The sequence below is a fragment of the Bordetella sp. 15P40C-2 genome (assembly GCF_009763235.1).
GTDB lineage: Bacteria > Pseudomonadota > Gammaproteobacteria > Burkholderiales > Burkholderiaceae_B > Bordetella_A.
Genome location: NZ_WSJA01000029.1, coordinates 105,227 through 127,312, shown reverse-complemented (window position 1 = coordinate 127,312; position 22,086 = coordinate 105,227). Strand labels below are relative to the sequence as shown.

Annotated in this window: 29 protein-coding genes and 1 tRNA gene; 2 read left to right on the top strand and 28 right to left on the bottom strand. The window is 62.1% G+C overall.

Annotated elements, in window-relative coordinates:
• Positions 1 to 117: 117 nt before the first annotated feature.
• The 6 genes from GOQ25_RS14120 to petA all read right to left on the bottom strand — a co-directional run bounded on the left by GOQ25_RS14120 (position 118) and on the right by petA (position 4,559).
• Positions 118 to 193, bottom strand: a tRNA-Thr gene (locus tag GOQ25_RS14120).
• A gap of 163 nt (positions 194 to 356) precedes the next feature.
• Positions 357 to 806, bottom strand: coding sequence for a ClpXP protease specificity-enhancing factor (locus GOQ25_RS14115; RefSeq protein ID WP_160351118.1), 450 nt, complete (start codon positions 804 to 806; stop codon positions 357 to 359).
• 22 nt (positions 807 to 828) lie between these two features.
• Positions 829 to 1,440, bottom strand: a complete 612-nt coding sequence (locus tag GOQ25_RS14110; protein ID WP_160351117.1) for a glutathione S-transferase N-terminal domain-containing protein — start codon at positions 1,438 to 1,440, stop codon at positions 829 to 831.
• A gap of 158 nt (positions 1,441 to 1,598) precedes the next feature.
• Entirely contained in the window at positions 1,599 to 2,441 is an 843-nt protein-coding gene (locus GOQ25_RS14105; RefSeq protein WP_202109471.1) for a cytochrome c1, read from the bottom strand.
• Positions 2,442 to 2,460: 19 nt separating this feature from the next.
• Entirely contained in the window at positions 2,461 to 3,849 is a 1,389-nt protein-coding gene (locus GOQ25_RS14100; RefSeq protein ID WP_160351115.1) for a cytochrome bc complex cytochrome b subunit, read from the bottom strand.
• A gap of 65 nt (positions 3,850 to 3,914) precedes the next feature.
• The gene (gene petA, locus GOQ25_RS14095) at positions 3,915 to 4,559 is read right to left on the bottom strand and encodes a ubiquinol-cytochrome c reductase iron-sulfur subunit (protein ID WP_160351114.1); all 645 of its coding nucleotides are present in this window, start codon (positions 4,557 to 4,559) and stop codon (positions 3,915 to 3,917) included.
• Positions 4,560 to 4,706: 147 nt separating this feature from the next.
• On the opposite strand from petA, the gene mscL reads away from it, so the two are divergent.
• Positions 4,707 to 5,153 carry a large conductance mechanosensitive channel protein MscL gene (gene mscL / locus GOQ25_RS14090; RefSeq protein WP_160351113.1) on the top strand — a complete coding sequence of 149 codons (447 nt, stop codon included), beginning with the start codon at positions 4,707 to 4,709 and terminating at the stop codon, positions 5,151 to 5,153.
• Between the two features lie 21 nt (positions 5,154 to 5,174).
• Here the strand turns inward: mscL and GOQ25_RS14085 are convergent, their stop codons facing one another.
• Positions 5,175 to 5,951 (bottom strand): Nif3-like dinuclear metal center hexameric protein, encoded by a 777-nt coding sequence (locus GOQ25_RS14085; protein ID WP_160351112.1) that lies wholly within the window; start codon positions 5,949 to 5,951, stop codon positions 5,175 to 5,177.
• Positions 5,952 to 5,971: 20 nt separating this feature from the next.
• Here GOQ25_RS14085 and GOQ25_RS14080 point away from each other — a divergent pair, with 20 nt between their 5' ends.
• Positions 5,972 to 7,189: a trypsin-like peptidase domain-containing protein gene (locus GOQ25_RS14080; protein ID WP_160351111.1), complete on the top strand. Its 1,218-nt coding sequence runs from the start codon at positions 5,972 to 5,974 to the stop codon at positions 7,187 to 7,189.
• Between the two features lie 35 nt (positions 7,190 to 7,224).
• On the opposite strand, the gene tatC is transcribed toward GOQ25_RS14080, so the two are convergent.
• The 21 genes from tatC to GOQ25_RS13975 form a co-directional block, all read right to left on the bottom strand.
• A complete protein-coding gene (tatC, locus tag GOQ25_RS14075) occupies positions 7,225 to 8,025 on the bottom strand; it encodes a twin-arginine translocase subunit TatC (protein ID WP_160351110.1) in 801 nt (266 codons plus the stop codon).
• On the bottom strand, positions 8,022 to 8,513 hold the full coding sequence (gene tatB / locus GOQ25_RS14070; RefSeq protein ID WP_160351109.1) for a Sec-independent protein translocase protein TatB: 492 nt from the start codon (positions 8,511 to 8,513) through the stop codon (positions 8,022 to 8,024). Before tatB ends, tatC begins: the two co-directional genes overlap by 4 nt.
• Positions 8,514 to 8,613: 100 nt before the next feature.
• Positions 8,614 to 8,838 (bottom strand): Sec-independent protein translocase subunit TatA, encoded by a 225-nt coding sequence (gene tatA, locus GOQ25_RS14065; protein WP_160351108.1) that lies wholly within the window; start codon positions 8,836 to 8,838, stop codon positions 8,614 to 8,616.
• Positions 8,839 to 8,856: 18 nt separating this feature from the next.
• Positions 8,857 to 9,225: a histidine triad nucleotide-binding protein gene (locus GOQ25_RS14060; protein ID WP_160351107.1), complete on the bottom strand. Its 369-nt coding sequence runs from the start codon at positions 9,223 to 9,225 to the stop codon at positions 8,857 to 8,859.
• Positions 9,226 to 9,238: 13 nt separating this feature from the next.
• Positions 9,239 to 9,586, bottom strand: coding sequence for a phosphoribosyl-ATP diphosphatase (locus GOQ25_RS14055; RefSeq protein ID WP_160351106.1), 348 nt, complete (start codon positions 9,584 to 9,586; stop codon positions 9,239 to 9,241).
• Positions 9,583 to 9,987, bottom strand: coding sequence for a phosphoribosyl-AMP cyclohydrolase (gene hisI, locus GOQ25_RS14050; protein ID WP_160351105.1), 405 nt, complete (start codon positions 9,985 to 9,987; stop codon positions 9,583 to 9,585). Before hisI ends, GOQ25_RS14055 begins: the two co-directional genes overlap by 4 nt.
• Positions 9,988 to 9,996: 9 nt before the next feature.
• On the bottom strand, positions 9,997 to 10,830 hold the full coding sequence (hisF, locus tag GOQ25_RS14045; RefSeq protein ID WP_160351104.1) for an imidazole glycerol phosphate synthase subunit HisF: 834 nt from the start codon (positions 10,828 to 10,830) through the stop codon (positions 9,997 to 9,999).
• The gene (hisA, locus tag GOQ25_RS14040) at positions 10,827 to 11,567 is read right to left on the bottom strand and encodes a 1-(5-phosphoribosyl)-5-[(5-phosphoribosylamino)methylideneamino]imidazole-4-carboxamide isomerase (protein ID WP_160351103.1); all 741 of its coding nucleotides are present in this window, start codon (positions 11,565 to 11,567) and stop codon (positions 10,827 to 10,829) included. Before hisA ends, hisF begins: the two co-directional genes overlap by 4 nt.
• A gap of 60 nt (positions 11,568 to 11,627) precedes the next feature.
• The gene (gene hisH, locus GOQ25_RS14035) at positions 11,628 to 12,281 is read right to left on the bottom strand and encodes an imidazole glycerol phosphate synthase subunit HisH (RefSeq protein ID WP_160351102.1); all 654 of its coding nucleotides are present in this window, start codon (positions 12,279 to 12,281) and stop codon (positions 11,628 to 11,630) included.
• Between the two features lie 22 nt (positions 12,282 to 12,303).
• Positions 12,304 to 12,891, bottom strand: a complete 588-nt coding sequence (gene hisB, locus GOQ25_RS14030) for an imidazoleglycerol-phosphate dehydratase HisB (RefSeq protein WP_160351101.1) — start codon at positions 12,889 to 12,891, stop codon at positions 12,304 to 12,306.
• A 65-nt stretch (positions 12,892 to 12,956) separates the two neighbouring features.
• Entirely contained in the window at positions 12,957 to 14,261 is a 1,305-nt protein-coding gene (gene hisD, locus GOQ25_RS14025; RefSeq protein WP_160351100.1) for a histidinol dehydrogenase, read from the bottom strand.
• Between the two features lie 93 nt (positions 14,262 to 14,354).
• On the bottom strand, positions 14,355 to 15,035 hold the full coding sequence (gene hisG / locus GOQ25_RS14020; RefSeq protein ID WP_160351099.1) for an ATP phosphoribosyltransferase: 681 nt from the start codon (positions 15,033 to 15,035) through the stop codon (positions 14,355 to 14,357).
• Positions 15,032 to 16,300 carry a UDP-N-acetylglucosamine 1-carboxyvinyltransferase gene (murA, locus tag GOQ25_RS14015; protein WP_160351098.1) on the bottom strand — a complete coding sequence of 423 codons (1,269 nt, stop codon included), beginning with the start codon at positions 16,298 to 16,300 and terminating at the stop codon, positions 15,032 to 15,034. The genes hisG and murA overlap by 4 nt, the downstream gene beginning before the upstream one ends.
• Entirely contained in the window at positions 16,300 to 16,545 is a 246-nt protein-coding gene (locus tag GOQ25_RS14010; protein ID WP_160351097.1) for a BolA family protein, read from the bottom strand. Before GOQ25_RS14010 ends, murA begins: the two co-directional genes overlap by 1 nt.
• 5 nt (positions 16,546 to 16,550) lie before the next feature.
• Positions 16,551 to 17,363, bottom strand: a complete 813-nt coding sequence (locus GOQ25_RS14005) for an ABC transporter permease (RefSeq protein WP_160351096.1) — start codon at positions 17,361 to 17,363, stop codon at positions 16,551 to 16,553.
• Positions 17,360 to 18,169 carry an ABC transporter ATP-binding protein gene (locus GOQ25_RS14000; RefSeq protein ID WP_160351095.1) on the bottom strand — a complete coding sequence of 270 codons (810 nt, stop codon included), beginning with the start codon at positions 18,167 to 18,169 and terminating at the stop codon, positions 17,360 to 17,362. The genes GOQ25_RS14005 and GOQ25_RS14000 overlap by 4 nt, the downstream gene beginning before the upstream one ends.
• Before the next feature lie 93 nt (positions 18,170 to 18,262).
• Positions 18,263 to 18,895 carry a phospholipid-binding protein MlaC gene (locus tag GOQ25_RS13995; protein WP_160351094.1) on the bottom strand — a complete coding sequence of 211 codons (633 nt, stop codon included), beginning with the start codon at positions 18,893 to 18,895 and terminating at the stop codon, positions 18,263 to 18,265.
• 29 nt (positions 18,896 to 18,924) lie between these two features.
• Positions 18,925 to 19,749 (bottom strand): VacJ family lipoprotein, encoded by an 825-nt coding sequence (locus GOQ25_RS13990; protein WP_160351093.1) that lies wholly within the window; start codon positions 19,747 to 19,749, stop codon positions 18,925 to 18,927.
• Positions 19,750 to 19,834: 85 nt separating this feature from the next.
• Positions 19,835 to 20,338, bottom strand: a complete 504-nt coding sequence (gene mlaD / locus GOQ25_RS13985; RefSeq protein ID WP_160351092.1) for an outer membrane lipid asymmetry maintenance protein MlaD — start codon at positions 20,336 to 20,338, stop codon at positions 19,835 to 19,837.
• A 14-nt stretch (positions 20,339 to 20,352) separates the two neighbouring features.
• A complete protein-coding gene (gene mlaE / locus GOQ25_RS13980) occupies positions 20,353 to 21,141 on the bottom strand; it encodes a lipid asymmetry maintenance ABC transporter permease subunit MlaE (RefSeq protein WP_160351091.1) in 789 nt (262 codons plus the stop codon).
• Complete coding sequence (locus GOQ25_RS13975) at positions 21,138 to 21,974, bottom strand: ABC transporter ATP-binding protein (protein WP_160351090.1); 837 nt, start codon at positions 21,972 to 21,974, stop codon at positions 21,138 to 21,140. The genes mlaE and GOQ25_RS13975 overlap by 4 nt, the downstream gene beginning before the upstream one ends.
• Positions 21,975 to 22,086 lie beyond the last annotated feature (112 nt).

Genomic DNA, 22,086 nt, shown 5'->3' with positions numbered 1-22,086 from the left:
AAATTTTGAGAATTACCGCATGAGAGTCTTGGCTCAGTGCGGTTGGAACGGTGTGATTAACCGGGTCTGATGAATGCTCATCCCCCGTTTATGGGGTAGAGCCTATTGCTATGTACTTGGTGCCGGTGAAAGGAATCGAACCCTCGACCTTCTCATTACAAGTGAGCTGCTCTACCAACTGAGCTACACCGGCAGTCGCGCTGTCATCGCGGTGATGACGGGCGAAGGGTTTGCATTGTATCGGAATCTCGCGCGATGTATAGACATCGCGCGTCGATAATCAGACTGACTGGCACCGCGTTTTGACCGACGCGCTAAAGGTCAGACGGTCGCCGGGAGCATCCGACGACCGTCCTTTATTTGACGATCGTCAGGCGCGGACGCTTCGGTTCGTCATCATCCGGACCGCCATCGGTGTCGTCAGACGATTCGTTGCTGTCGACCACTGCGGTTTCAGCTGAGGCGGCGGTTTCATCCGCCGTTGGGGCTTCGTAGGGATGCACCTCGAAGCCCATCCCTGCCCCGGTTTCGCGCGCGTAAATCGCGCTGACCGCGGCGACCGGCACCCAGACGTTTTCCGTCACGCCGCTGAAACGGGCTTGGAATTCGATGAACTCGTTGCCCAGGACCAGCTGGTTCGTGGCCAGCGTGCCCACATTCAGCGTGATCTGGCCGTCGCGTACGTGCGCCATCGGCACACGGGTGTGTTCGTCGACCTGCACGGTGATGTACGGCGTATAGCCGTTGTCCGTGCACCATTCGTGCAGCGCACGAATCAGATACGGTTTGGTGGAAGTTTCACCCATGGTCCAGAGCCCTTCGCCGCGATTAGCGACGCATTACCTTTTCGGAAGGCGTCAGTGCTTCGATGTAGGCCGGACGCGAGAAGATGCGTTCGGCGTACTTTTGCAGCGGCGCGGCGTTTTTGGGCAGTTCGATGCCGTAGTGATCCAGGCGCCACAAGAGCGGGGCCACGGCCACGTCGAGCATCGAGAATTCCTCGCCCAGCATGTACTTGTTCTTCAAGAGCAGCGGAGCCAGCTGTGCCAGACGATCGCGGATGTTCTGGCGCGCATTGGCCAGGCGCTTTTCGTCGGGCTTGGCGCTACGGTCTTCCAGGGCGGAGACGTGCACGAACAGCTCTTTCTCGAAGTTGTACAGGAACAGACGGGTGCGCGCGCGCATGACCGGATCGGCCGGCATCAGCTGCGGGTGCGGGAAGCGCTCGTCGATGTATTCGTTGATGATGTTGGACTCGTACAGCACCAGGTCGCGTTCGACCAGGATGGGCACTTGCCCGTACGGGTTCATGACCGAAATGTCTTCGGGTTTGTTGTACAGGTCGATGTCCCGGATTTCAAAGTCCATCCCTTTTTCGAAGAGCACAAAGCGGCAGCGTTGCGAAAACGGGCAGGTGGTTCCGGAATAGAGCACCATCATGGCGGTAAGTCCTTGTATGAAAAGCGAAAGGCCAGCGCGCTAATCTAGCAAACGCTGGCCCCGATTACCAGGGTGGGACAGGCGGGATAAGCGCCCGATCGGGAGCTTGTCGCCGCCCCGAAGTATTGCATAGCCTGCCTTAATGGGGCAGTGACGGATTAGCGCACGTGCTTCCAGTAAGAGGCATTCAAACGCCAGGCTACGACCAGAAATAAACCGAGAAACAGCAACACCCACACACCAAGCTGCTTGCGGTACAGCTGATGGGGTTCGGCCATCCAGGACAGGAATGCGGTTAAATCGGCCACGCCATTGTCAAAACTGGCGACCTTGGTCGGGTCCAGCGCTTTGAATTTAGCCTCAAGTGTAGCGTGTCCGTGGAAATTCGCGACAGGTTCGGTTTTGACCTGCGCGTAGCCTTGGTCGTCGTAGGTGGTCGTGACGCGTTCCCAGGAGCCGTCTTGCGCCTCGTGCATGGCGACGGTGGTGAGTTCGCGCGGACCCTGGAGCTGCCAGAAAACGTGCGGCATCCCGACGTTGGGGAAGACGAGGTTGTTCCAGCCGGTCGCCTTGGAGGTGTCGCGGTAGAACGTGCGCATATAGGTATAGATGTAATCGGCGCCGGTGGGCCCGGCGTTGATCGATTTGGCGCGCGCGATGATCGACAGGTCAGGCGGTATGGTACCGAACCATTTCTTGGCGTCCGCTGGCGTCATCGCAATCGTCATCAGATCCCCGACTTTCTCGCCGGTAAACAGCAGGTTTTCGCGGATCTGCTCGTCTGTCAGGCCGATTTCGGTCAGCTTGTTGTAGCGCATGGACGAGGCGCTATGACAGTTCAGGCAGTAGTTGACGAACAATTTGGCGCCGTTTTGCAGGGCCGCGAGGTCGTTGACCCGGTTGGGCGCGGTATCCAGGGGGTAGCCGCCCTCGGCGGCATAGGCGCCGGTGCACGCAAAGAGTAACGCGGCGGCGCCAATCAGCTTCTTGATCATGGTCATTCCGTCAGGGCTCCGAGGGTCAATGGGCATGGAACGTCACGCGGTCCGGCACGGGCTTGAAGGTGCCCAGGCGGCTCCAGATCGGCATCAGGAAGAAAAAGCCCAGGTAGATGAGCGTGCCAATCTGCGACAGGAGGTTGAACGTGTCGTTTGGCGGCTGCGTGCCTAGATAACCCAGCATCAGGAAGTTGACGATGAAGATCCCATACAGCCATTTGTGCCACGTGGGGCGATACCGGATCGATTTGACCGGGGAATGATCCAGCCAGGGCAGGAAGAACAGGATCACCACCGCGCCGCCCATGGCGACCACGCCCCAGAACTTGGCGTCGATCGTGCGCAGCAGCACGGCCACGACGATCAGCACGGCGGGGATGGCGATGCGCAGGAAACCGCGCAGGTTGCTCTTGACCAGCAGGCCGATGGCACCCAGAACCGCGCCGGCGGCCAGGATCCAGGTGAATTCCTCGGTGGTCGCGCGCAGCATTGAGTAGAACGGCGTGAAATACCAGACCGGCGCGATATGCGGCGGGGTCTTCAGCGGATCGGCGGGGATGAAGTTGTTGTATTCCAGGAAGTACCCGCCCATTTCTGGGGCAAAGAACACAATGGCCGCGAAGACGATCAAGAACCCCGCGACACCCATGATGTCATGCACGGTGTAGAACGGATGGAACGGAATCGCGTCCTTGGGACGGCCGTATTTGTCCTTGGGGCCTTGCTTGACCTCGATGCCGTCCGGGTTGTTGGAGCCGACTTCGTGCAGCGCCACCAGGTGAGCCGCGACCAGACCGATCAGCACCAGCGGGATCGCGATCACGTGAAACGCGAAGAAGCGGTTGAGCGTGGCGTCCGACACGACGTAGTCGCCGCGAATCCAGATGGACAGTTCCGGGCCGATAAAGGGAATGGCCGAGAAGAGGTTCACGATCACCTGTGCGCCCCAGTAGGACATCTGGCCCCAGGGCAGCAGATAGCCGAAGAAGGCCTCGCCCATCAGGCACAGGAAAATCGCAACGCCGAAGATCCACACCAGTTCGCGCGGCTTGCGATAGGAGCCGTAGAAGAGCCCGCGCAACATGTGCAGGTAGACCACGACAAAGAACATCGACGCGCCGGTGGAGTGCATATAGCGCACGAGCCAACCCCATGGCACTTCGCGCATGATGTATTCAACCGATTGGAAAGCCCGTTCGGCGTCGGGCTTGTAGTGCATGACTAGGAAGATCCCGGTCACGATCTGGATGACCAGTACCAACAGCGCCAGCGAGCCGAAGAAATACCAAAAATTGAAATTCTTAGGCGCGTAGTACTCGGACAGATGCGCCTTCCATGTGGAGGAAGCCGGAAATCTCCGGTCCAGCCAACCCAGCAATCCTGTTGTCTCGACAATCTTTTCGCCAGCCATGCATGGCTCCTTCTATACAGGGCGTATTGTGCTTAGTCGGGAGAGCTTAACGCGCGGGGAGCGCATCAAGCTTTGTTGTCTTCGTCTACCCCGACGATGATGCGGGTGTCGCTCAGGTATTGATATGGAGGAACTTCGAGGTTGTCGGGCGCGGGCTTGTTTTTGTAGACGCGTCCGGCGAGATCGAAGGTAGAGCCGTGGCAGGGGCACAGGAAACCGCCCTGCCAGGAGGATGGCAGACCACCGCCACCGCCTTTTTCGAAGTGTGCGGTGGGCGAGCAGCCCAGGTGCGTACAGATACCGACGCAGACGAACAGGTCCGGTTCGCGCGAGCGGTATTCGTTCTTGGCGTATTCGGGGGTGTAGCCGGGCCGCTCGGATTCGGGGTCGGCGAGATAGGGGTCTTGCTGTTTGATGCCGGCTAGCTGGGCGTCGTCGCGACGCAAAATCCAGACCGGTTTACCGCGCCACTCGACGGTGCGCATCTGGCCGGGAGCGAGATCAGCGACGTCGACTTCAACGGGAGCGCCAGCGGCGCGGGCCTTTTCGGATGGGGCAAAGGTACTGACAAACGGGACGGCTGCTGCCACTCCGGCTACACCGCCCACCGCACAGGCCGTCGTGACCCACATGCGGCGCGAAGGATCTGGTGGCAGACTTGGATTTACCGCACCTTCATCATCATCATGCAACAGCGTATCCTGACTCATCTTCCCATCCTCAGTGATACGGGCTTGTTCCTTGCTAGCGATAGGCTGGCAGGCGACCCGCATCTGTTGTGTGAAACATGTAACAGTGCTGCAACCGCGTATTATAACGCCTGCCCGCTTCAGGGCGTATGACGAAAGGGAGTGCTCATGAGCAAAGCATCTGGTTTCCTAAAAGAGTTTCGTGATTTCGCCGTGAAAGGCAATGCGTTCGATCTGGCCGTTGGTGTCATTATCGGCGCCGCGTTTAGCAAGATCGTTGATTCGGTCGTAAAAGACCTGATCATGCCACTGGTGAACTTCGTGTTGGGCGGTTCGGTGGATTTTTCCAACAAGTTCCTGGTGTTGTCCGTGCCCGAGGGCTATACCGGCCCGATGACTTATGCCGATCTGACTCAAGCGGGCGCGATTGTGTTTGCCTGGGGCAACTTCCTGACCATTCTCATTAATTTCATTCTGCTGGCCTTTGTCGTGTTCATGATCATCAAGGTGATCAACTCGGCGCGTCGCAAGCATGAAGAAGAACCTGCCGCCCCGGCCGCCCCGCCGGAAGATGTGGCGTTGCTGCGCGAGATCCGCGATTTGTTGAAGCGGTAAATCTGCGCAGCGGATGCGTCGTCAGACCGGGTTGTCGATATCGATGAATTCAACCCGGATGCCGAACTCGCGCGCGACGGCTTCGCCTAGCGCCTGTACACCATAGCGTTCGGTCGCGTGATGGCCTGCGCCGATAAAGCCGGTGCCGGTTTCGCGCGCGAGGTGAAAGGTCGGCTCGGAGGCTTCGCCCGTGATGTAGGCGTCGGCGCCGGCGTCGATGGCATCGCCCAGCATGCCCTGCGCGCCACCCGTGCACCATGCGATGCGGCGCAAGGGCTGTTCAGGATCACCGATCACGAGTGGCGTGCGTCCTAGTCTTTCTTGCGTGCGCGCGGCCAATGCGCCCAACGTGGGCAGATCCGGCGCGTTGCCTAACCACACGAGGTCGCCATGACCGCAAGTGAGGGGCTTGCCTTGATCGTCGCGTTCCGGGGTGAGGCCCAGCACGCGGGCGAGTTGCGCGTTGTTGCCCCATTCAGGATGCGCATCCAACGGCAGGTGATAGGCGTAAAGATTCAGATCGTGTTGCAGGGCGAGCGCCAGGCGGGTACGGCGCGTGCCACGCACACGTGGGTCTTCGTTTTTCCAGAACCATCCGTGATGCACCAGGATGGCATCGGCGCCGCGTTCGATGGCCGCGCGCAGCAATGCCTCGGAGGCGGTGACTCCGGTGATAATGTGGCCTACGCGCGGTTTGCCTTCGACCTGGAGACCGTTCGGACAGTAGTCTTTGAATCGCGGCGCTTGCAGCGTGGCGTCGAGCCAGGCAGTCAGTTCGCGGGTGTCGATGGTTTTCATTGTCTTACCTTGTCAGGATCATGCGTCGCTATTGGCTGATATTCGCTCAGGCCGTCACGGTGTGTCTGGCCATTTTATTCGTCGTGACGACGTTGCGACCTGACTGGCTGCGCTTATCCACTTATGCGCCATCGTCTGGCCCAAGCGCGCCGCCGCCCGTTGCCGCTGATGCCGGTAACGGGGCGCAAGCCGATGCCAATTCCAATGCGGACGCCCGCCCTGCCCTGATTCCCGGCGTTGTGTCTTATGCGCCAGCCGTGGCGCGCGCCGCGCCGTCGGTGGTGAATGTGTACACCAGCAAGCATGTGAATGTGCCGGTGGTGCCGTTGCCCGATGATCCGATGCTCAAGCAACTGCTTGGCCAGATGCCTGGCATCTCGCGCAATCAGCCTACCAGCAGCCTCGGTTCGGGCGTGATCGTCAGCCCCGAAGGCTATGTGCTGACCAACTATCACGTCGTGGAGGCCGCCGATGCGATCGAGGTGGCACTGACGGATGGTCGGGCGGGGACGGCCAAGGTGGTCGGTGCGGATCCGGAGACTGATTTAGCGGTGCTGAAACTCGCCGATGAGCTGCGACCCTTTCCCGTGGCGGCTTTTGCCACGGATCTGCGCTTGCAGGTGGGGGATGTGGTGCTGGCCATCGGCAACCCCTTCGGTGTGGGGCAGACGACCACTCAGGGCATTGTGTCGGCCTTGGGGCGCACGGGCCTGGGCATTAATACGTACGAAAATTTCATTCAGACGGATGCGGCGATTAACCCGGGCAACTCGGGCGGCGCATTGATCGATACGCAAGGCAATTTGGTGGGGATTAACGCGGCGATCTATTCCGAGACGGGCGGCTCGCTGGGGATCGGTTTTGCGATTCCCGTGGATACCGCGCGCAAGATCATGGAAGAGATCATCAAGTCCGGCGGTGTGCGGCGTGGCTGGCTGGGCATCGAGCCGCAGGACATCACGCCGGATCTGGCGCGTGCGTTCGGCCTGTCCGCGAATACGCGCGGCGTCATCATCGCGGGCGTGATGCGCGATGGCCCGGCGGCAAAAGGCGGCCTGCGCGTCGGCGATATCGTGAAGTCGATTGATGGCGTCGAGGTCAGTGACACGATGACCATGCTGCGTCTGATCGCGGCGCTGCCGCCCGGCGAAAAAGCCACCGTGCGTGTACGGCGCAGCGGCAAGCCGCGAGAGCTGACGGTAACGATCGGGACGCGGCCGATGTTGCCGCGGTCATAGCTCGCGCAGCCCACTGCACCTGAACTTGCCCTGCCTCAGGGCTGTTCGGTCAGACTGTTAGCTTCGTCGGCTTCGGCGCGGCTGTTAGGCGTGACCATGCGAGCAATGAGCAGCCCGACCTCGTACAACAGACACAGCGGGACAGCCAGCATGAATTGGCTCACCACATCGGGCGGCGTTACCACGGCGGCGATGACGAATGCGCCCACGACCACATAGCCACGCGCGGCGCGCAGTTTTTGCAGTTCGACGATGCCTGTTTTCACGAGCAGCACGACGGCGACCGGGACTTCAAAGGTGATGCCGAAGGCCAGGAACATCGTCATGACGAAGCTCAGATAGGCCTCAATGTCCGGCGCGGGCGTGATCGACTGCGGCGCGAAACTCGCGATGAAGTGAAAGACCGTGCGGAAAACAAAGAAATAGCAAAACGCCATGCCCAAGATAAAGAGCAGCGTGCTCGATACGATCAATGGCAGCGCCAGGCGTTTTTCATGGCGGTACAGTCCCGGCGCGACAAAGGCCCACGCCTGATAGAGCACAACCGGCAGCGCGATGATGAACGCGGCCATGAGCGTGACTTTGACAGGCACCATGAACGGCGTGATCACGCCGGTGGCGATCATACGGGTGCCCTGCGGCAGCGAGGCCAACATGGGCTGGGCCAGCACGTCATAAATGACCGAAGCACCCGGGTAGAGAAACAGCACCACGAACACCACGAGTACGGTGATCACGGCCTTCATGAGCCGGCTGCGCAGCTCGACCAGGTGCGAAATGAAAGTTTCCTGCGGCTGATCCTGGTCCAGATCGTCGTGCTGGGCGTTCTGAGTCACGGCGTGGTCGGCGTTTTAGGTTGCTGGGGAGGCGTCACCGGCTCGGCGGGCACGGATGCGCTGGAGGCCGGGGGTGGGTTGTCAGCGGGTGCGGATGGCGTGGACGCTGTGGGAGCAGCGGAGGCTTCAACCGCCGCAGCGGTTGCCGGCGTTGCAGACGAGGTCGCTTCGGCGTCCTTTTTGATATCCGCGAAGGCTTTGTTTGCCTCGGATGCCGTCGTGTCCAGCTCGCTGCGTATGGTCGTTTCCGTCTCGCGCAACGAGGTTTTCACGTTGTGCGCGGCTTCGTCCATTTCGCTCTTGAACTTGCGCAGTTCGTCGAGCTCGATTTCGCGGCGGATATCGCTTTTGACGTCACTGACGTAGCGTTGCGCGCGACCGAGCAAATGCCCGATGGTACGCGCCACTTTGGGCAGACGTTCTGGCCCGATGACGATCAGCGCGATAACGCCGATCACCATCATCTCCGTGAAACTGACATCAAACATGCGACATCTGCTCGCTTAAAAACATAGCACTAGGAAATCGCGGTCGAGGCGGCGCCAATGCCAGGCATCGCGTCGACCGCATTCAACCGCGTCACGCCAATCAGGAGTGATGCTTTTCCTTGGTCTGCACGTCGATGGTGTCGTCGGCCACTTTGTTCTGCGTGACTTGCTCGGGCTTGTCGCTGTTGGCGTCTTTCATGCCTTCTTTGAAGCCTTTGACCGCGCCGCCGAGGTCGCTGCCGATGTTGCGCAGTTTCTTGGTACCGAAGATGAGTGCAACGATGACCAGGACAACCAACCAATGCCAGATACTGAAGCTACCCATGATGATGAATCTCCGGGGTTATGCGTTGGGCGCCGTGCGACCCTGCCAGGGACGCGGGCCGCCGAGGATATGGAAATGCAAATGCGGGACTTCCTGGCCGCCATGCGCGCCCGAGTTGGCGACTAAGCGGAACCCGCCTTCGGGTCCCGGCTGACAACCATTCTCGGCCGCCAGTCGGGTAGCCAATACTGTCATTCTACCCAACCAGCCGGCGTCCTCGGGCGTGACATCCTGCAGCGAGACCAAGTGGTGCTTGGGGATAACCAGCAGATGCACCGGCGCGGCCGGATTGATGTCATGAAAGGCCAGGAATTCTTCGTCCTCGTAGACTTTCTTCGAGGGGATTTCGCCGCGGACGATTTTGCAGAAAATACAGTTGTCGCTCATGGTGGCTCCGGACTCAGGATGCAGGGCGGCGCGCTTTTTCTTCCAACCCGGACAGCCCTTCGCGTCGTGCCAGCTCGGCCAGCACGTCTTCGGGGCGCAGGTTGAAGTGCGTCAGCGCAACGAGGCAATGAAACCATAGATCGGCCGTCTCGCTGACGATGCGCTCGGGCGTGCCGTCTTTGGCAGCCATGACCAGTTCGGTGGCTTCCTCGCCGATCTTTTTCAGAAACGAATCGGGGCCCTTGGCGAGCAGCTTGGCCACGTACGAGGACGCGGGATCGCCGCCGTTTTCCGGGCGTCGCGTCTCGAGCGTATCGGCGATGCGCGCCAGCGTGTCGGCGCCGTGTTCGGGAGTGCTCATTTGTAGATGTGCTCCGGGTCTTTCAGGACGGGGTCCACGCTCACCCAGGTGGCGCTGTCGGTCTGCCCTTCGAGGCGGCGAAAGAAACAGCTGGCGCGGCCCGTGTGGCAGGCGATGCCGCCTTCCTGGTGAACCTTCAGCAAAATCACGTCGCCGTCGCAATCCAGGCGCAGCTCGTGCACGGTCTGGGTATGGCCGGATTCTTCGCCTTTGCGCCAGAGGCGCTGGCGCGAACGCGAAAAGTACACCGCGCGGCCGGTGGCGGCGGTCTCGGACAGGGCTTCTTGGTTCATCCAGGCCACCATCAGGATCTCGCCGGTTTCGGCGTCCTGAGCGATGGCGGGAATCAGGCCGTTGGCGTCAAAGACGACGTCGGCCATCCAGGCGGGTTGTGATGTCATGGGTGCAGTCTAATCCAGTCTGACGGAGATGCCCTGATTCGCCATGAACGTCTTGCATTCCCGCACAGTGTGTTGGCCGAAATGGAAGATGCTCGCGGCCAGCACGGCGCTGGCGCGTCCGGCGGTCACGCCATCGGCCAAGTGCTGCAGGCTGCCGACGCCGCCCGAGGCGATCACCGGCACCGGCACCGCATCGGACACGCTGCGCGTCAGTTCGATGTCAAAGCCGGATTTCGTGCCGTCGCGGTCCATGCTGGTCAGCAGGATTTCGCCCGCGCCATAAGCGGCCATTTTGCGCGCCCATTCGACGGCGTCCAGGCCCGTGGGTTTGCGGCCGCCGTGGGTAAAGACTTCCCAACGCGGCGGTTCACCGGGCGCGGAAACGCGGCGCGCGTCGATGGCGACCACGATGCACTGCGAGCCGTGATAATCGGCAGCGGCGCGCACCAATTCGGGGTTCGCGACCGCGGCGCTATTGATGCTGATTTTGTCCGCACCCGCATTGAGCAGGCGTTGCACGTCGGAAACCTGACGCACGCCACCGCCCACGGTCAGCGGGATGAAGACCTGCGAGGCGACTTGCTCGATGATGGGCAGAATCAGATCGCGATCGTCGCTGGTGGCCGTGATATCGAGAAATGTCAATTCGTCGGCACCCTGCTCGTCGTAGCGGCGCGCGATCTCGACAGGGTCGCCCGCGTCGGTCAGGTTGACGAAGTTCACGCCTTTGACGACGCGGCCGGCCGTGACGTCCAGGCAGGGGATGATGCGACGCGTGAGCGCGCTGGCCTGACCGGACGCGGCGGGCGTCGTAGGAGCGGCGGAGGGATTTACAACAGTCATGGGCAAAGTTCGTCGGCGCGGGTTTGCGCGGCCTGGAAGTCGAGCGTGCCTTCGTAGATGCTGCGCCCAAGGATGGCGCCTTCCACGCCCTCGCTGGCCACCGCGCACAGCGCCTCGATGTCGGCCATGCCTGCGATGCCGCCCGAGGCGAACACGGGGATGCGGACGTGCTGGGCGAGCTTGACCGTGGCTTCCACGTTCACACCGGACAGCATGCCGTCGCGGCCGATGTCGGTGTAGATGATGGATTCGCAGCCGTAGTCTTCGAATTTCTTGGCCAGATCGAGCACGTCATGGCGGGTGAGCTTGCTCCAGCCATCGGTGGCAATTTTGCCGTCGCGGGCGTCCAGACCGACGATGATGTGGCCGGGGAACGCGCCGCAGGCATCTTGCAGGAAACCGGGGTTTTTCACGGCCGCCGTGCCGATGATGACGTAGGAAATGCCAGCGTCCAGGTAGGCTTCGATGGTGTCCAGATCGCGGATACCGCCGCCGATCTGCACGGGGATTTCGTCACCGACGGCTTCCAGGATGGCCTTGATGGGCGCGTTGTTCTTCGGCTTGCCGGCGACGGCGCCATTGAGGTCGACCAGATGCAGGCGCCGCGCGCCCAGGTCGAGCCAGTGCGAGGCCATCTCGGCGGGTTCTTCGGAGAATACCGTGGCGTCGTCGAGGTCTCCCTGGCGCAGGCGTACGCAGCGCCCGTCTTTGAGATCGATGGCGGGGATCAGCAGCATGGTCTATAGCGAGCTTGAATAAGTTGAGTAAAAAATGTCCCGCGCGAGGCGCGTACGGAATTAAGGCTGCCAGTCTACAAAATTGCGGTACAGGCGCAAACCGTGGGTTGCGCTCTTCTCGGGGTGAAACTGCACCGCGAAGATGTTATCCCTTGCAACTGCACAGGTAAATGTAACGCCGTAGTCGGTTTCCCCTATGGTCAACGACGGATCGGCGGGGGCGGCATAGTAGCTGTGGACGAAATAAAAGTGCGTCCCGTCGGGGATGCCATCCCAGAGCGCATGGGCGCGGGTTTGACGCACGGCGTTCCAACCCATGTGCGGCACCTTCAGGCGTTCCACGCCGTCAGCCGGCACCGTCCCGTCGGCGAATTGTTCGCCCGCGAAACGGCGCACCGTCCCCGGAAATAAAGCGAGGCACGAGGTGTTGCCCTCTTCGCTGGTCTCGAACAGCATTTGCTCACCCACGCACACCCCCAACAAGGGCTTGGCGGCGGCAGCACGCAGCACGGCTTCACGCAGTCCGGATTCATTGAGCGTGCGCATGCAATCGGCCATGGCGCCTTGGCCAGGGAATACGACACGGTCGGCCGCGTCGATCTCGGCGGCGCGATTACACACGCGGATGTCGGCGTCAGGCGCGGCGAAGCGCAGGGCGCGGGCCACGGAGTGGAAATTACCCATTCCGTAGTCGACGATGGCAATAGTAGTCACAGATATCTGCCTGGCTTAAGAGTTACAGCACGCCCTTGGTCGACGGCACCACGTCCCCCATGCGCGGATCGACTTCCAGCGCCATGCGCAACGCACGGCCAAACGCCTTGAAGACGGTTTCGCACTGGTGGTGCGCGTTAAAGCCGCGCAGGTTGTCGATGTGCAGCGTGGTCAACGCGTGGTTGACGAAGCCCTGGAAGAACTCACGCGTCAGGTCCACGTCGAAATTGCCGATGCGCGCGCGAGTGAAGGGGATGTGATATTCCAGGCCCGGACGGCCCGAAAAATCGATCACCACGCGCGAGAGCGCTTCGTCCAGCGGCACATAGGCGTGGCCATAACGGCGGATACCGGCTTTGCTGCCCACGGCCTTGGCCACCGCCATGCCCAGCGTGATGCCCACGTCCTCGACCGTATGGTGCGCGTCGATGTGCAGATCGCCTTCGGCCTTGATGTCGAGGTCGATCAGTCCATGGCGGGCGATCTGGTCCAGCATGTGGTCGAGGAAGGGGACACCCGTGTCCAGATTCTGACGGCCGGTGCCATCAAGATTGACGGCGACGCGAATGCGCGTTTCGTTGGTGTTGCGGGTGATATCGGCGGTACGCATAAACAGTGAGGCGAGCCTGGTAATAATGAGGTTTTCGGCGCCACGGTCGCCCGTGGCGGGCAAGATCAGGACTTATCGAGACGGTATTCGGCGCTGGCGGCGTGGGCCGGCAGGCCCTCGCCTTTGGCGAGCTCGGCGGCGATACGGCCCAGGGTCTGGGCGCCCTGTTGGGACACCTGGATCAGGCTGGAACGCTTCTGGAAATCATAGACCCCCAGCGGCGACGAGAAACGCGCCGTGCGCGAGGTCGGCAGCACGTGGTTGGGTCCGGCGCAATAGTCGCCCAGCGATTCGGAGCTGAAACGACCCATGAAGATCGCGCCGGCATGGCGGATACGCGCGGTCCAGTGCTCGGGCTGCTCGGTGGAAATTTCCAAGTGCTCGGGCGCGATATTGTTGGCGATGGCGCAGGCTTCTTCCAGATCGCGCACCAGGATCAGTGCGCCGCGATTGGCCAGGCTCACGCGCAGGATGTCCTCGCGCGGCATGGTCGGCAGCAGGCGCTCGATCGCGGCTTGGACTTCGTCAATGAAGGCGGCGTCCGGGCACAGCAGGATGGATTGAGCCATCTCGTCGTGCTCGGCTTGCGAGAACAGATCCATCGCGATCCAGTCGGCGGGCGTTTTGCCGTCGCAGATGACCAGGATTTCGCTGGGGCCGGCGATCATGTCGATGCCCACGGTGCCGAACACGCGGCGTTTGGCGGCGGCGACGTAGGCGTTGCCGGGACCGACGATTTTGTCGACGGCGGGAATAGTCGCCGTGCCGTAGGCCAGCGCGCCGACGGCTTGCGCACCGCCAATGGCAAACGCACGGTCCACGCCGGCGATGGCGGCGGCGGCCAGCACGATGGGGTTACGCACGCCATCGGGCGTGGGCGTGACCATGATGAGTTCGCCCACGCCCGCCACCTTCGCGGGAATGGCGTTCATCAGCACGGACGAGGGATAGGCGGCTTTGCCTCCCGGCACGTACAACCCTGCCCGGTCCAGCGGCGTGATCTGTTGTCCGAGCAAGGTGCCTTCGGCGTCGGTATACGTCCAGGTTTCACCGCGTTGATGCTCGTGATAGGCGCGCACGCGATCGGCCGCGGTTTCCAGCGCGTTGCGCTGCGCGGTAGGCAAGGCAGCCAGCGCCGCATGCCAGTCGGCCTTGGGAATTTCCAGCGCTTCGGCGGAGGTGACCGCGACGCGATCGAAACGCTGCGTATATTCCAGCAGGGCCGTGTCGCCACGCTGGCGCACATCGGCCAGAATCGCGGCCGCGGCGCGGTCGATGGATTCGTCTTCGGTGGCTTCAAAAGCCAGCAGTTTAGACAGCGCGGCGGCAAAATCCGGCTGACGGGAATCGAGGCGGTTAATCAGAGCCATGGCGTCACGGTGAAGCTAAAAAGCCATCGGCGCGCGCCTGTTTGAGTCGCCCGCCGTAGCGTATAAAGACATAGTGTAGCGGGCGCAGCGTTCTCAGGCAGCAGCGCTCGCGTCGGCGGCCCGTTGGAACGCGTCGAGCAAGGGTTGCAAACGGGCGCCACGCGTCTTCAGGGACGCTTGGTTGACGATCAGCCGCGACGAGATATCCATGATGTCCTCGACGGCGACCAGATCGTTCGCGCGCAGCGTGCCGCCCGAGGACACCAAGTCCACGATACAGTCGGCCAGGCCCACCAGTGGGGCGAGTTCCATCGAGCCGTAGAGCTTGATGATGTCCACGTACACGCCCTTGGACGCAAAATGCTCGCGTGCCGATTGGACGTATTTGGTGGCGACACGCAGGCGCGCGCCCTGGTGGACGGCGGCGGCGTAGTCGAAGCCATTGCGCACGGCCACGCACAGGCGGCACTTGGCGATATTCAGGTCGATCGGCTGATACAGCCCGCCCGGCTGCTGGGCCGCGTGCTCGATCAGCACGTCCTTGCCCGCGATGCCCAGATCGGCTGCACCGTATTGCACGTAGGTGGGTACGTCCGAGGCGCGCACGATGATCAGCCGCAGGCCGGGATCGCTGGTCGGCAGAATCAGCTTGCGCGAGCTCTCGGGGTTCTCGGGTACCTCGATGCCGGCTTCGGCCAGCAGCGGCAGCGTTTCTTCGAAAATGCGGCCCTTGGACAGGGCCAGGGTGATGGGCGCGTTGGCGACGGGGCTCATAGGGATTCCTTGCCGGTCAGGCGCTGTATATCCGCGCCCAGGGCGCGTAGTTTGACTTCCATGCGGTCGTAGCCGCGGTCCAGGTGATAGATCCGATCGATGGTGGTTTCGCCCACGGCCGCCAGGCCCGCGATGACCAGGCTGGCCGAGGCGCGCAGATCGGTCGCCATGACGGTGGCGCCCGAGAGGCGCGGCACGCCATGCACGACGGCGGTGTGGCCGTCGATATCGATATCGGCGCCCATGCGGCCGAGTTCCTGCACGTGCATGAAGCGGTTCTCGAAAATCGTCTCGACGATGACCGCGGTGCCTTCGGCGACCGTGTCCAACGCCATCAGCTGCGCCTGCATATCGGTGGCAAAGCCGGGATATTCATGCGTGCGGGCACCGACGGCGCGCGGGCGGCCTTGCATGGAACCGCGAATCCAGTCCTCGCCGATTTCGAGCTTCACGCCGGCTTCGGTCAGTTTGTCCAGGGTGGCGCCCATTACGCCAGGATCGACATTGCGCAGCACGATATCGCCGCCGGCGGCGCCCACGGCGCACAGGAACGTACCGGCCTCGATACGGTCCGGGCAGACGCGATGCTCGGCGCCATGCAGGCTATCGACGCCATCAATCACGATGCGGTCGGTGCCGTGGCCACGAATGCGCGCGCCCATCTTGATGAGCAGTTCGGCCAGATCGACGACTTCGGGTTCGCGTGCGGCGTTTTCGAGAATCGTCTGGCCTTCGGCCAGGACGGCGGCCATCAGCAGGTTTTCCGTGCCGGTGACGGTGACCATATCGGTGCGGATCGTCGCGCCCTTCAGACGGGGCGCGCGGGCTACGACAAAGCCATGCTCGATCTTGATGTCCGCGCCCAATGCCGCCAGTCCCTTGATGTGCTGATCGACCGGGCGTTGGCCGATGCTGCAACCGCCGGGCAGGCTGACACGTGCCTCGCCGAATCGCGCCACCAGCGGCCCGAGCACCAGAATCGAGGCGCGCATGGTCTTGACCAGCTCGTAAGGCGCTTCGAGGTTATCGACCTGATCGGCTTGCAGCGTGACCACGCCGTCGGCGCCGCGCGAGGCCATGACGCCCATGCGACCCAGCAGGCGCAGCATGGTGGAGGTATCGTTCAAATCGGGAACGTTGTGCAGCGAGACCGTATCGGCGGTCAAAAGGCCCGCGCACAGAATCGGCAGGGCCGCGTTTTTCGCGCCCGACACCGTGACTTCGCCGCGCAGGGCGGCGCCACCGGTAATGCGTAGTTTGTCCATTACTGACCCGCCTTGGCGTATTCTTCGGGCGTCATGGTCCGCATGGACAGCGCGTGAATTTCGGCTTTCATGCGATCGCCCAGGGCGGCGTAGACGAGCTGATGGCGCGCGATCAAACGTTTGCCTTCAAATTCGCGGCTGACAATGACCGCGTCGAAATGCGAACCGTCGCCCTGCACGTCCAGGTGCTCGCAAGACAAACCGTCGGCAATATATTGGCGAACCTGCTCGGGGGTAGGCAGCATGGGTGTTACGTCCTGAGTTTGTAGCCGCTGGCCAGCAGTCGCAAAGCGTAGAACGCCAATACCGCGAACACCCCCGTCACGACCGCCAGGCTATGCCAGGGCGACACGTCCGATGCGGAGAAGAATCCGTAGCGAAAGCCATCGATCGTATAGAAAATGGGGTTCCAGTGCGACACCGATTGCCAGAACGGCGGCAGTGTATGGATGGAGTAGAACACGCCGGACAAGAACGTGGCCGGCATGATGAGAAAGTTTTGGAAGACGGCCAGCTGGTCGAATTTTTCCGACCACAGACCTGCGATGATGCCTAGCGTGCCCATGATGCCGCAGGCCAGCACGGCGAATACGACGACCCAGCCCGGGTGCGCCACTGGCAGAGAGACAAAACACAGCGCGACCAGCCAGACGCACAGCCCCACGGCCAGCCCGCGCGCGATAGCGGCGATCAGATAGGCCGAGAAGATTTCGCGATGCGACAGCGGCGGCAGCAGCACAAACACCAGATTGCCGGTGATGCGGCTTTGAATCAGCGACGATGACGGGTTGGCGAAGGCGTTTTGCAGCATGCTCATCATCATCAAGCCGGGGATGAGAAAATGCGTATACGGGATGCTGCCGTACACCATCAACCGCCCTTCCAGCACTTGGGCGAACACCAGCAGATACAGCAGCGCCGTGACGACCGGCGCGGCGATGGTCTGGAAGGCGACCTTCCAGAACCGCAGCAGTTCCTTGCGCAACAGCGTGGGAAAGCCCGATCCGGCATCCAGGCGCGGCTGCACGAGCGGCTTGTCCGTGGGTGTGATGGGAGGCGTCACGACAGGGCCTCCTCGGGTTCCAGCTCGGCGCCGGCGGGCGAGTCATCCTGCATGATGCGCACAAATGCATCCTCGAGGTCCACGCCGCCCACGCGCGCCAGCAGCGCCTGCGTGGTGTCGAGCGCGACGATGCGCCCGCGCTTGAGCATGGCGATGCGTCCGCAGAGCGCTTCGGCTTCTTCGAGGTAGTGCGTGGTCAGCATGATGGTGTGGCCGGCCTTGTTCAGACGCGAGATGAATTCCCAGAGCGTGCGGCGCAGATCCACGTCCACGCCCGCCGTCGGTTCATCGAGCACGATGACCGGTGGGCGGTGCACCAGCGCTTGCGCGACCAGCACGCGGCGTTTCATGCCGCCCGACAGCGCCCGCATATTGCTATTGGCCTTGTCCGCCAGCCCCAGATTGAACAGAATCTCGTCGATCCAATCGTCGTTATTGCGCAAGCCAAAGTAGCCCGACTGAATGCGCAGCGTCTCGCGCACCGTGAAGAACGGGTCGTAGACGAGTTCCTGCGGCACCACGCCCAGCGCGCGACGGGCGGCCTTATAGTCGGTCGTGACATCATAGCCACAGACGCTTGCGCGCCCGCTGGTGGCTTTCGCCAGCCCCGCGAGTATGGAGATCAGCGTGGTTTTGCCCGCGCCGTTAGGGCCGAGCAGCCCGAAAAACTCGCCCGGCTCGATCCGCAAACTGACGTCGTTTAACGCCTGAAATCCCGGGCCGGCTGTGCGTCCAAGCAGTTTTTTCCAGCCGACGGGTCGCGGCGGATAGATTTTGGAGACGTGTTCTAGACAGACAGCAGACATGGCTACGGCGCAAAGCTCGGGGCTAGAGCGGGGAATCGTCCATTATAAATGGCGCTCCCGCACCCAGCCCTAAGCGCCCTGCGCCGCCTGGGGTTATTGATTGCGCTGGTTCAGCGCCTTGATCAGGCCGTCGATGCCGGATTGATCGATCTGCTGGGCGAACTGATTGCGATAGTTCTGGATGAGCCAGATGCCTTCGACATTCAGGTCATAGATGCGCCAGCCTTGCTGCGGATCTTTTTCCAGACGATAGTCCACGCCCACGGGCTGACCGTTGGACTGGGTGATCAGGCTGCGCACCACCACGTCATCCGCATTGGGGTCGCCACGGAAAGGCAACAGCTTGATGGTGGTGGAGGGCGTGACATCGGTCAGAGCGCCGCTATAGGTACGGATCAACGTGCCCCGAAAGGCATCGGCCAGCGCATTGCGCTGCTCAGGCGTGGCCTGACGCCAGTAGCGGCCGGCGGCCAGCTGCGTGGTCTTGCGAAAGTCCACGTACGGCAGGATATAGGTGTCCACGACCTTGTTGATGTGGGCCAGATCGCCCGACTTCACTTTCGTGTCCGATTTGAGCGCGTCCAGCGCTTCAGTGGCGGCTTGCAGCACGAATTGATCCGGCGCACCGTGGGCGTCGGGTTTGGCGTGCGCGCTCGCCGCGGCCATCAGGCTGAGCATGGCGGCCAGGAACAGGCGCTGCACTTGGGTAAAAATAGAAATTCGCATAAATGCTCCTTACGGGTGAGACGCCGCGATCAGCGGGCAGCCGGCGTGGCCGCGGGTGCGCCTGTGGCGGGGGTGGCCGACGCGGGGGCCTTCGCCTCGGTGTCGTCCTCGTCGTCCTCGAGGCTGTAGTCGGGTACATTGTCCTCGCCGCTCGCCGTGCCGCGCACCATGGCGGCGCGACGCTGCAAATAGGCGTCCCGGACAAAGCTATACGGATCGAGCGCGACGCGATCAACCGTGTTGGTCGTATCGAGCAGGTTCGCGCGGGTATCGACGATATTCAGGCCCCACAGGCTATTGCGCAGGGGCACATCATCGATCGCGCTGGGACTGGTGTAAGTGTACTCACGACCATACCAGTCGCCCACCAGGCCGGCGCTGTCGCGCACGGTGCTCGGACCCCAGAACGGCAACACCAGGTACGGGCCACTGCCGATGCCCCAGACGCCCAACGTGGTGCCGAAGTCGTTCGGAATCTTGCGTGCGCCATTGGCCGAGGCCACGTCGATACAGCCGCCAATTCCCATGGTGGTGTTGAACAGGAACCGCCCCAGCGTGTTCACGAAATCATGCCCACGGCCTTGCAGAAAGCTGTTGGTCGCCGCCCACAGATCACCCACGTTGCTGAACATGTTGTGGATACAACTGCGTACCGGTTGTGGCGTCACATAGGTGTAGGCCTGCGCCACCGGCTTGAACACGGCGCGGTCGACCGTATCGTTGAATTTGTAGACGCCGCGGTTAAAGCCTTCCCAGGGGTCCTGAGGATTGGGCGTGCCTTGCGTGGCGCAGCCGGCTGTCAAGGCGCAGACGGCGGCGACGGAGGCTAAACGGGCGTAAGTGGGCATGGTCATAATGGGACTGCCAAAGTTCAATTCGGATTAACTTGCCACGAGGCTACACAATTGCGCTTGTTCTGCCTAGCGGGGCGGCACAGTGTCAGTTCGCCGGCGCGGGCGCCGGGTCATTCTGGCCGGCTTGCGAGCCCTGATTTTCCGCGGTTTTGTAGAGAAACTGGCTGATCAGGTTTTCCAGCACGACGGCGCTCTGTGTATAACGGATTTTGCCGCCGTCGGTCAGGTTTTGTTCGTCACCGCCTGCGGTCAGACCAATGTACTGCTCGCCCAAGAGGCCGGAGGTCAGGATCGACGCGGAGGTGTCCTTGGGGAACAGAAACTGTTCTTCCATATTGAGGGTGACGACCGCTTTGAACGTCTGGTCGTCGAAACTGATGGCTTTCACCCGGCCAACCACGACGCCCGCGCTTTTCACGGCCGCGCGCTCCTTCAAGCCGCCGATGTTGTCGAAATCGGCCGTCAGGGTGTAGGTGGGCGCAAAAGAGAAGCTGCTCAGATTACCCGCGCGCAAGGCCAGGAAAATCACCGCCACCGCCCCCAGCAGAATAAAGAGCCCTACCCAGAAATCAGTTTTTTCGCGTGACATGGTACTAATCCGTATTATTCGCCAAACATCAGGGCGGTAAGCAAGAAGTCCAGACCCAGCACCGCCAGCGAGCCGACGACGACAGTGCGGGTGGTTGCGCGTGCGACGCCCTCGGGCGTGGCGCGCGCCTGCCAGCCCTGGTAGAGGGCCACCAGCGTGACGGCCACGCCAAACACAATGCTTTTCAGCACGCCGTTGGCCACATCGTTCCAGACGTCCACGCCGCTTTGCATTTGCGACCAGAAGGCGCCGGGGTCCACGCCAATGAGCAGCACGCCCACAACCCAGCCACCCAGAATGCCGACCATGGAAAACACGGCCGCCAGAATGGGCATCGCAATGACCCCGCCCCAGAAACGCGGCACCAGCACGCGGCGCATCGGATCGACGGCCATCACTTCCATGGCCGAGAGCTGCTCACCCGCCTTCATCAAACCGATCTCGGCCGTGAGCGAGGTGCCTGCCCGCCCGGCAAACAGCAAAGCCGTGACCACCGGGCCCAGCTCGCGCACCAGCGACAGCGCCACCAGCAAGCCCAGTGCCTCTTCCGAGCCGTAGCGATTCAGGGTGTAGTAGCCCTGCAATCCCAGCACGAAGCCGACAAACAGCCCCGACACCACGATAATCAGCAGGGAGTAATTGCCGATGAAATGCACTTGCTGCGACACCAGCCGCGGGCGTTTAAAGACGATCCCGCTGCGTATCAGCAGTTGAAAAAAGAAACGGGTAAAGACGCCGATGTCGCTGATGCGATGGCGCACCCAGCGGCCCAGCGCGCTGATCGCGGTAATCGGTCCGATCATGATGCGCGGCCCTCTTGCTTGGCCAGCCACGCGCGAAAGGCCGGTGTTTCGGGATACTGAAACGCGACGGGCCCGTCGGGCTCGCCGCGCAGGAATTGCTGGACATAGGGATCGGAGGAGTCCCTCAGCGATTGCGGCGTGCCAGACATGACGAGTTCACCCTGGCCGACCAGATAGACGCGATCGGCAATGGCAAAGGATTCTTCCACGTCGTGCGTAATCAGCACGGATGCGCAATGCAGCCGGTCGGACAGGTCGCGGATCAGGCGCGCCGTGATCCCTAGCGAAATCGGGTCCAGGCCTGCAAAGGGCTCGTCGTACAAAATCAATTCGGGTTCCAACACCACGGCGCGCGCCAGTGCCACGCGCCGGGCCATGCCGCCTGAAATTTCCGCCACGCGCAAATGCGCCGCGGCACGCAGGCCGACCGCATCGAGCTTTTCCAGCACGCGGGCGCGAATTTCGGCCTCAGCCATCTTCGTGTGTTCGCGCAGCGGGAACGCGACATTTTCAAAGACGTTCAGGTCAGTAAACAGCGCGCCTTGCTGAAACAAGACCCCCATGCGCTGGCGCAGGGCCTGCAACTGGTCGCGGTCGATTTGGCTCAAATCCGTCCCGAACACGCGCACCCGTCCGCGTTGCGGGGGCAGCTGTCCCGTGGCGGCACGCAGCAACGTCGTTTTTCCCGAACCCGAACCGCCCATCACGGCCACCACCTGGCCCGGTTGAACCGTCATCGTGATGTCCCGCAATACCGTGAAGTCGCCATATCCCAGCGCCACGGCGTCTAGGGATAAAGCGGGTTCGGAACTGCTGGACGTATGAACGGACATGGGCAATAGACGTAGGCCAGGACAAGCCAGCCGACAAAGGGGTGGACCAATAGGGTAACTGCGCCGGGTCAAGCCAACAGTCAAACAGGCTCATCGCCCCGCCGCGTAGGTC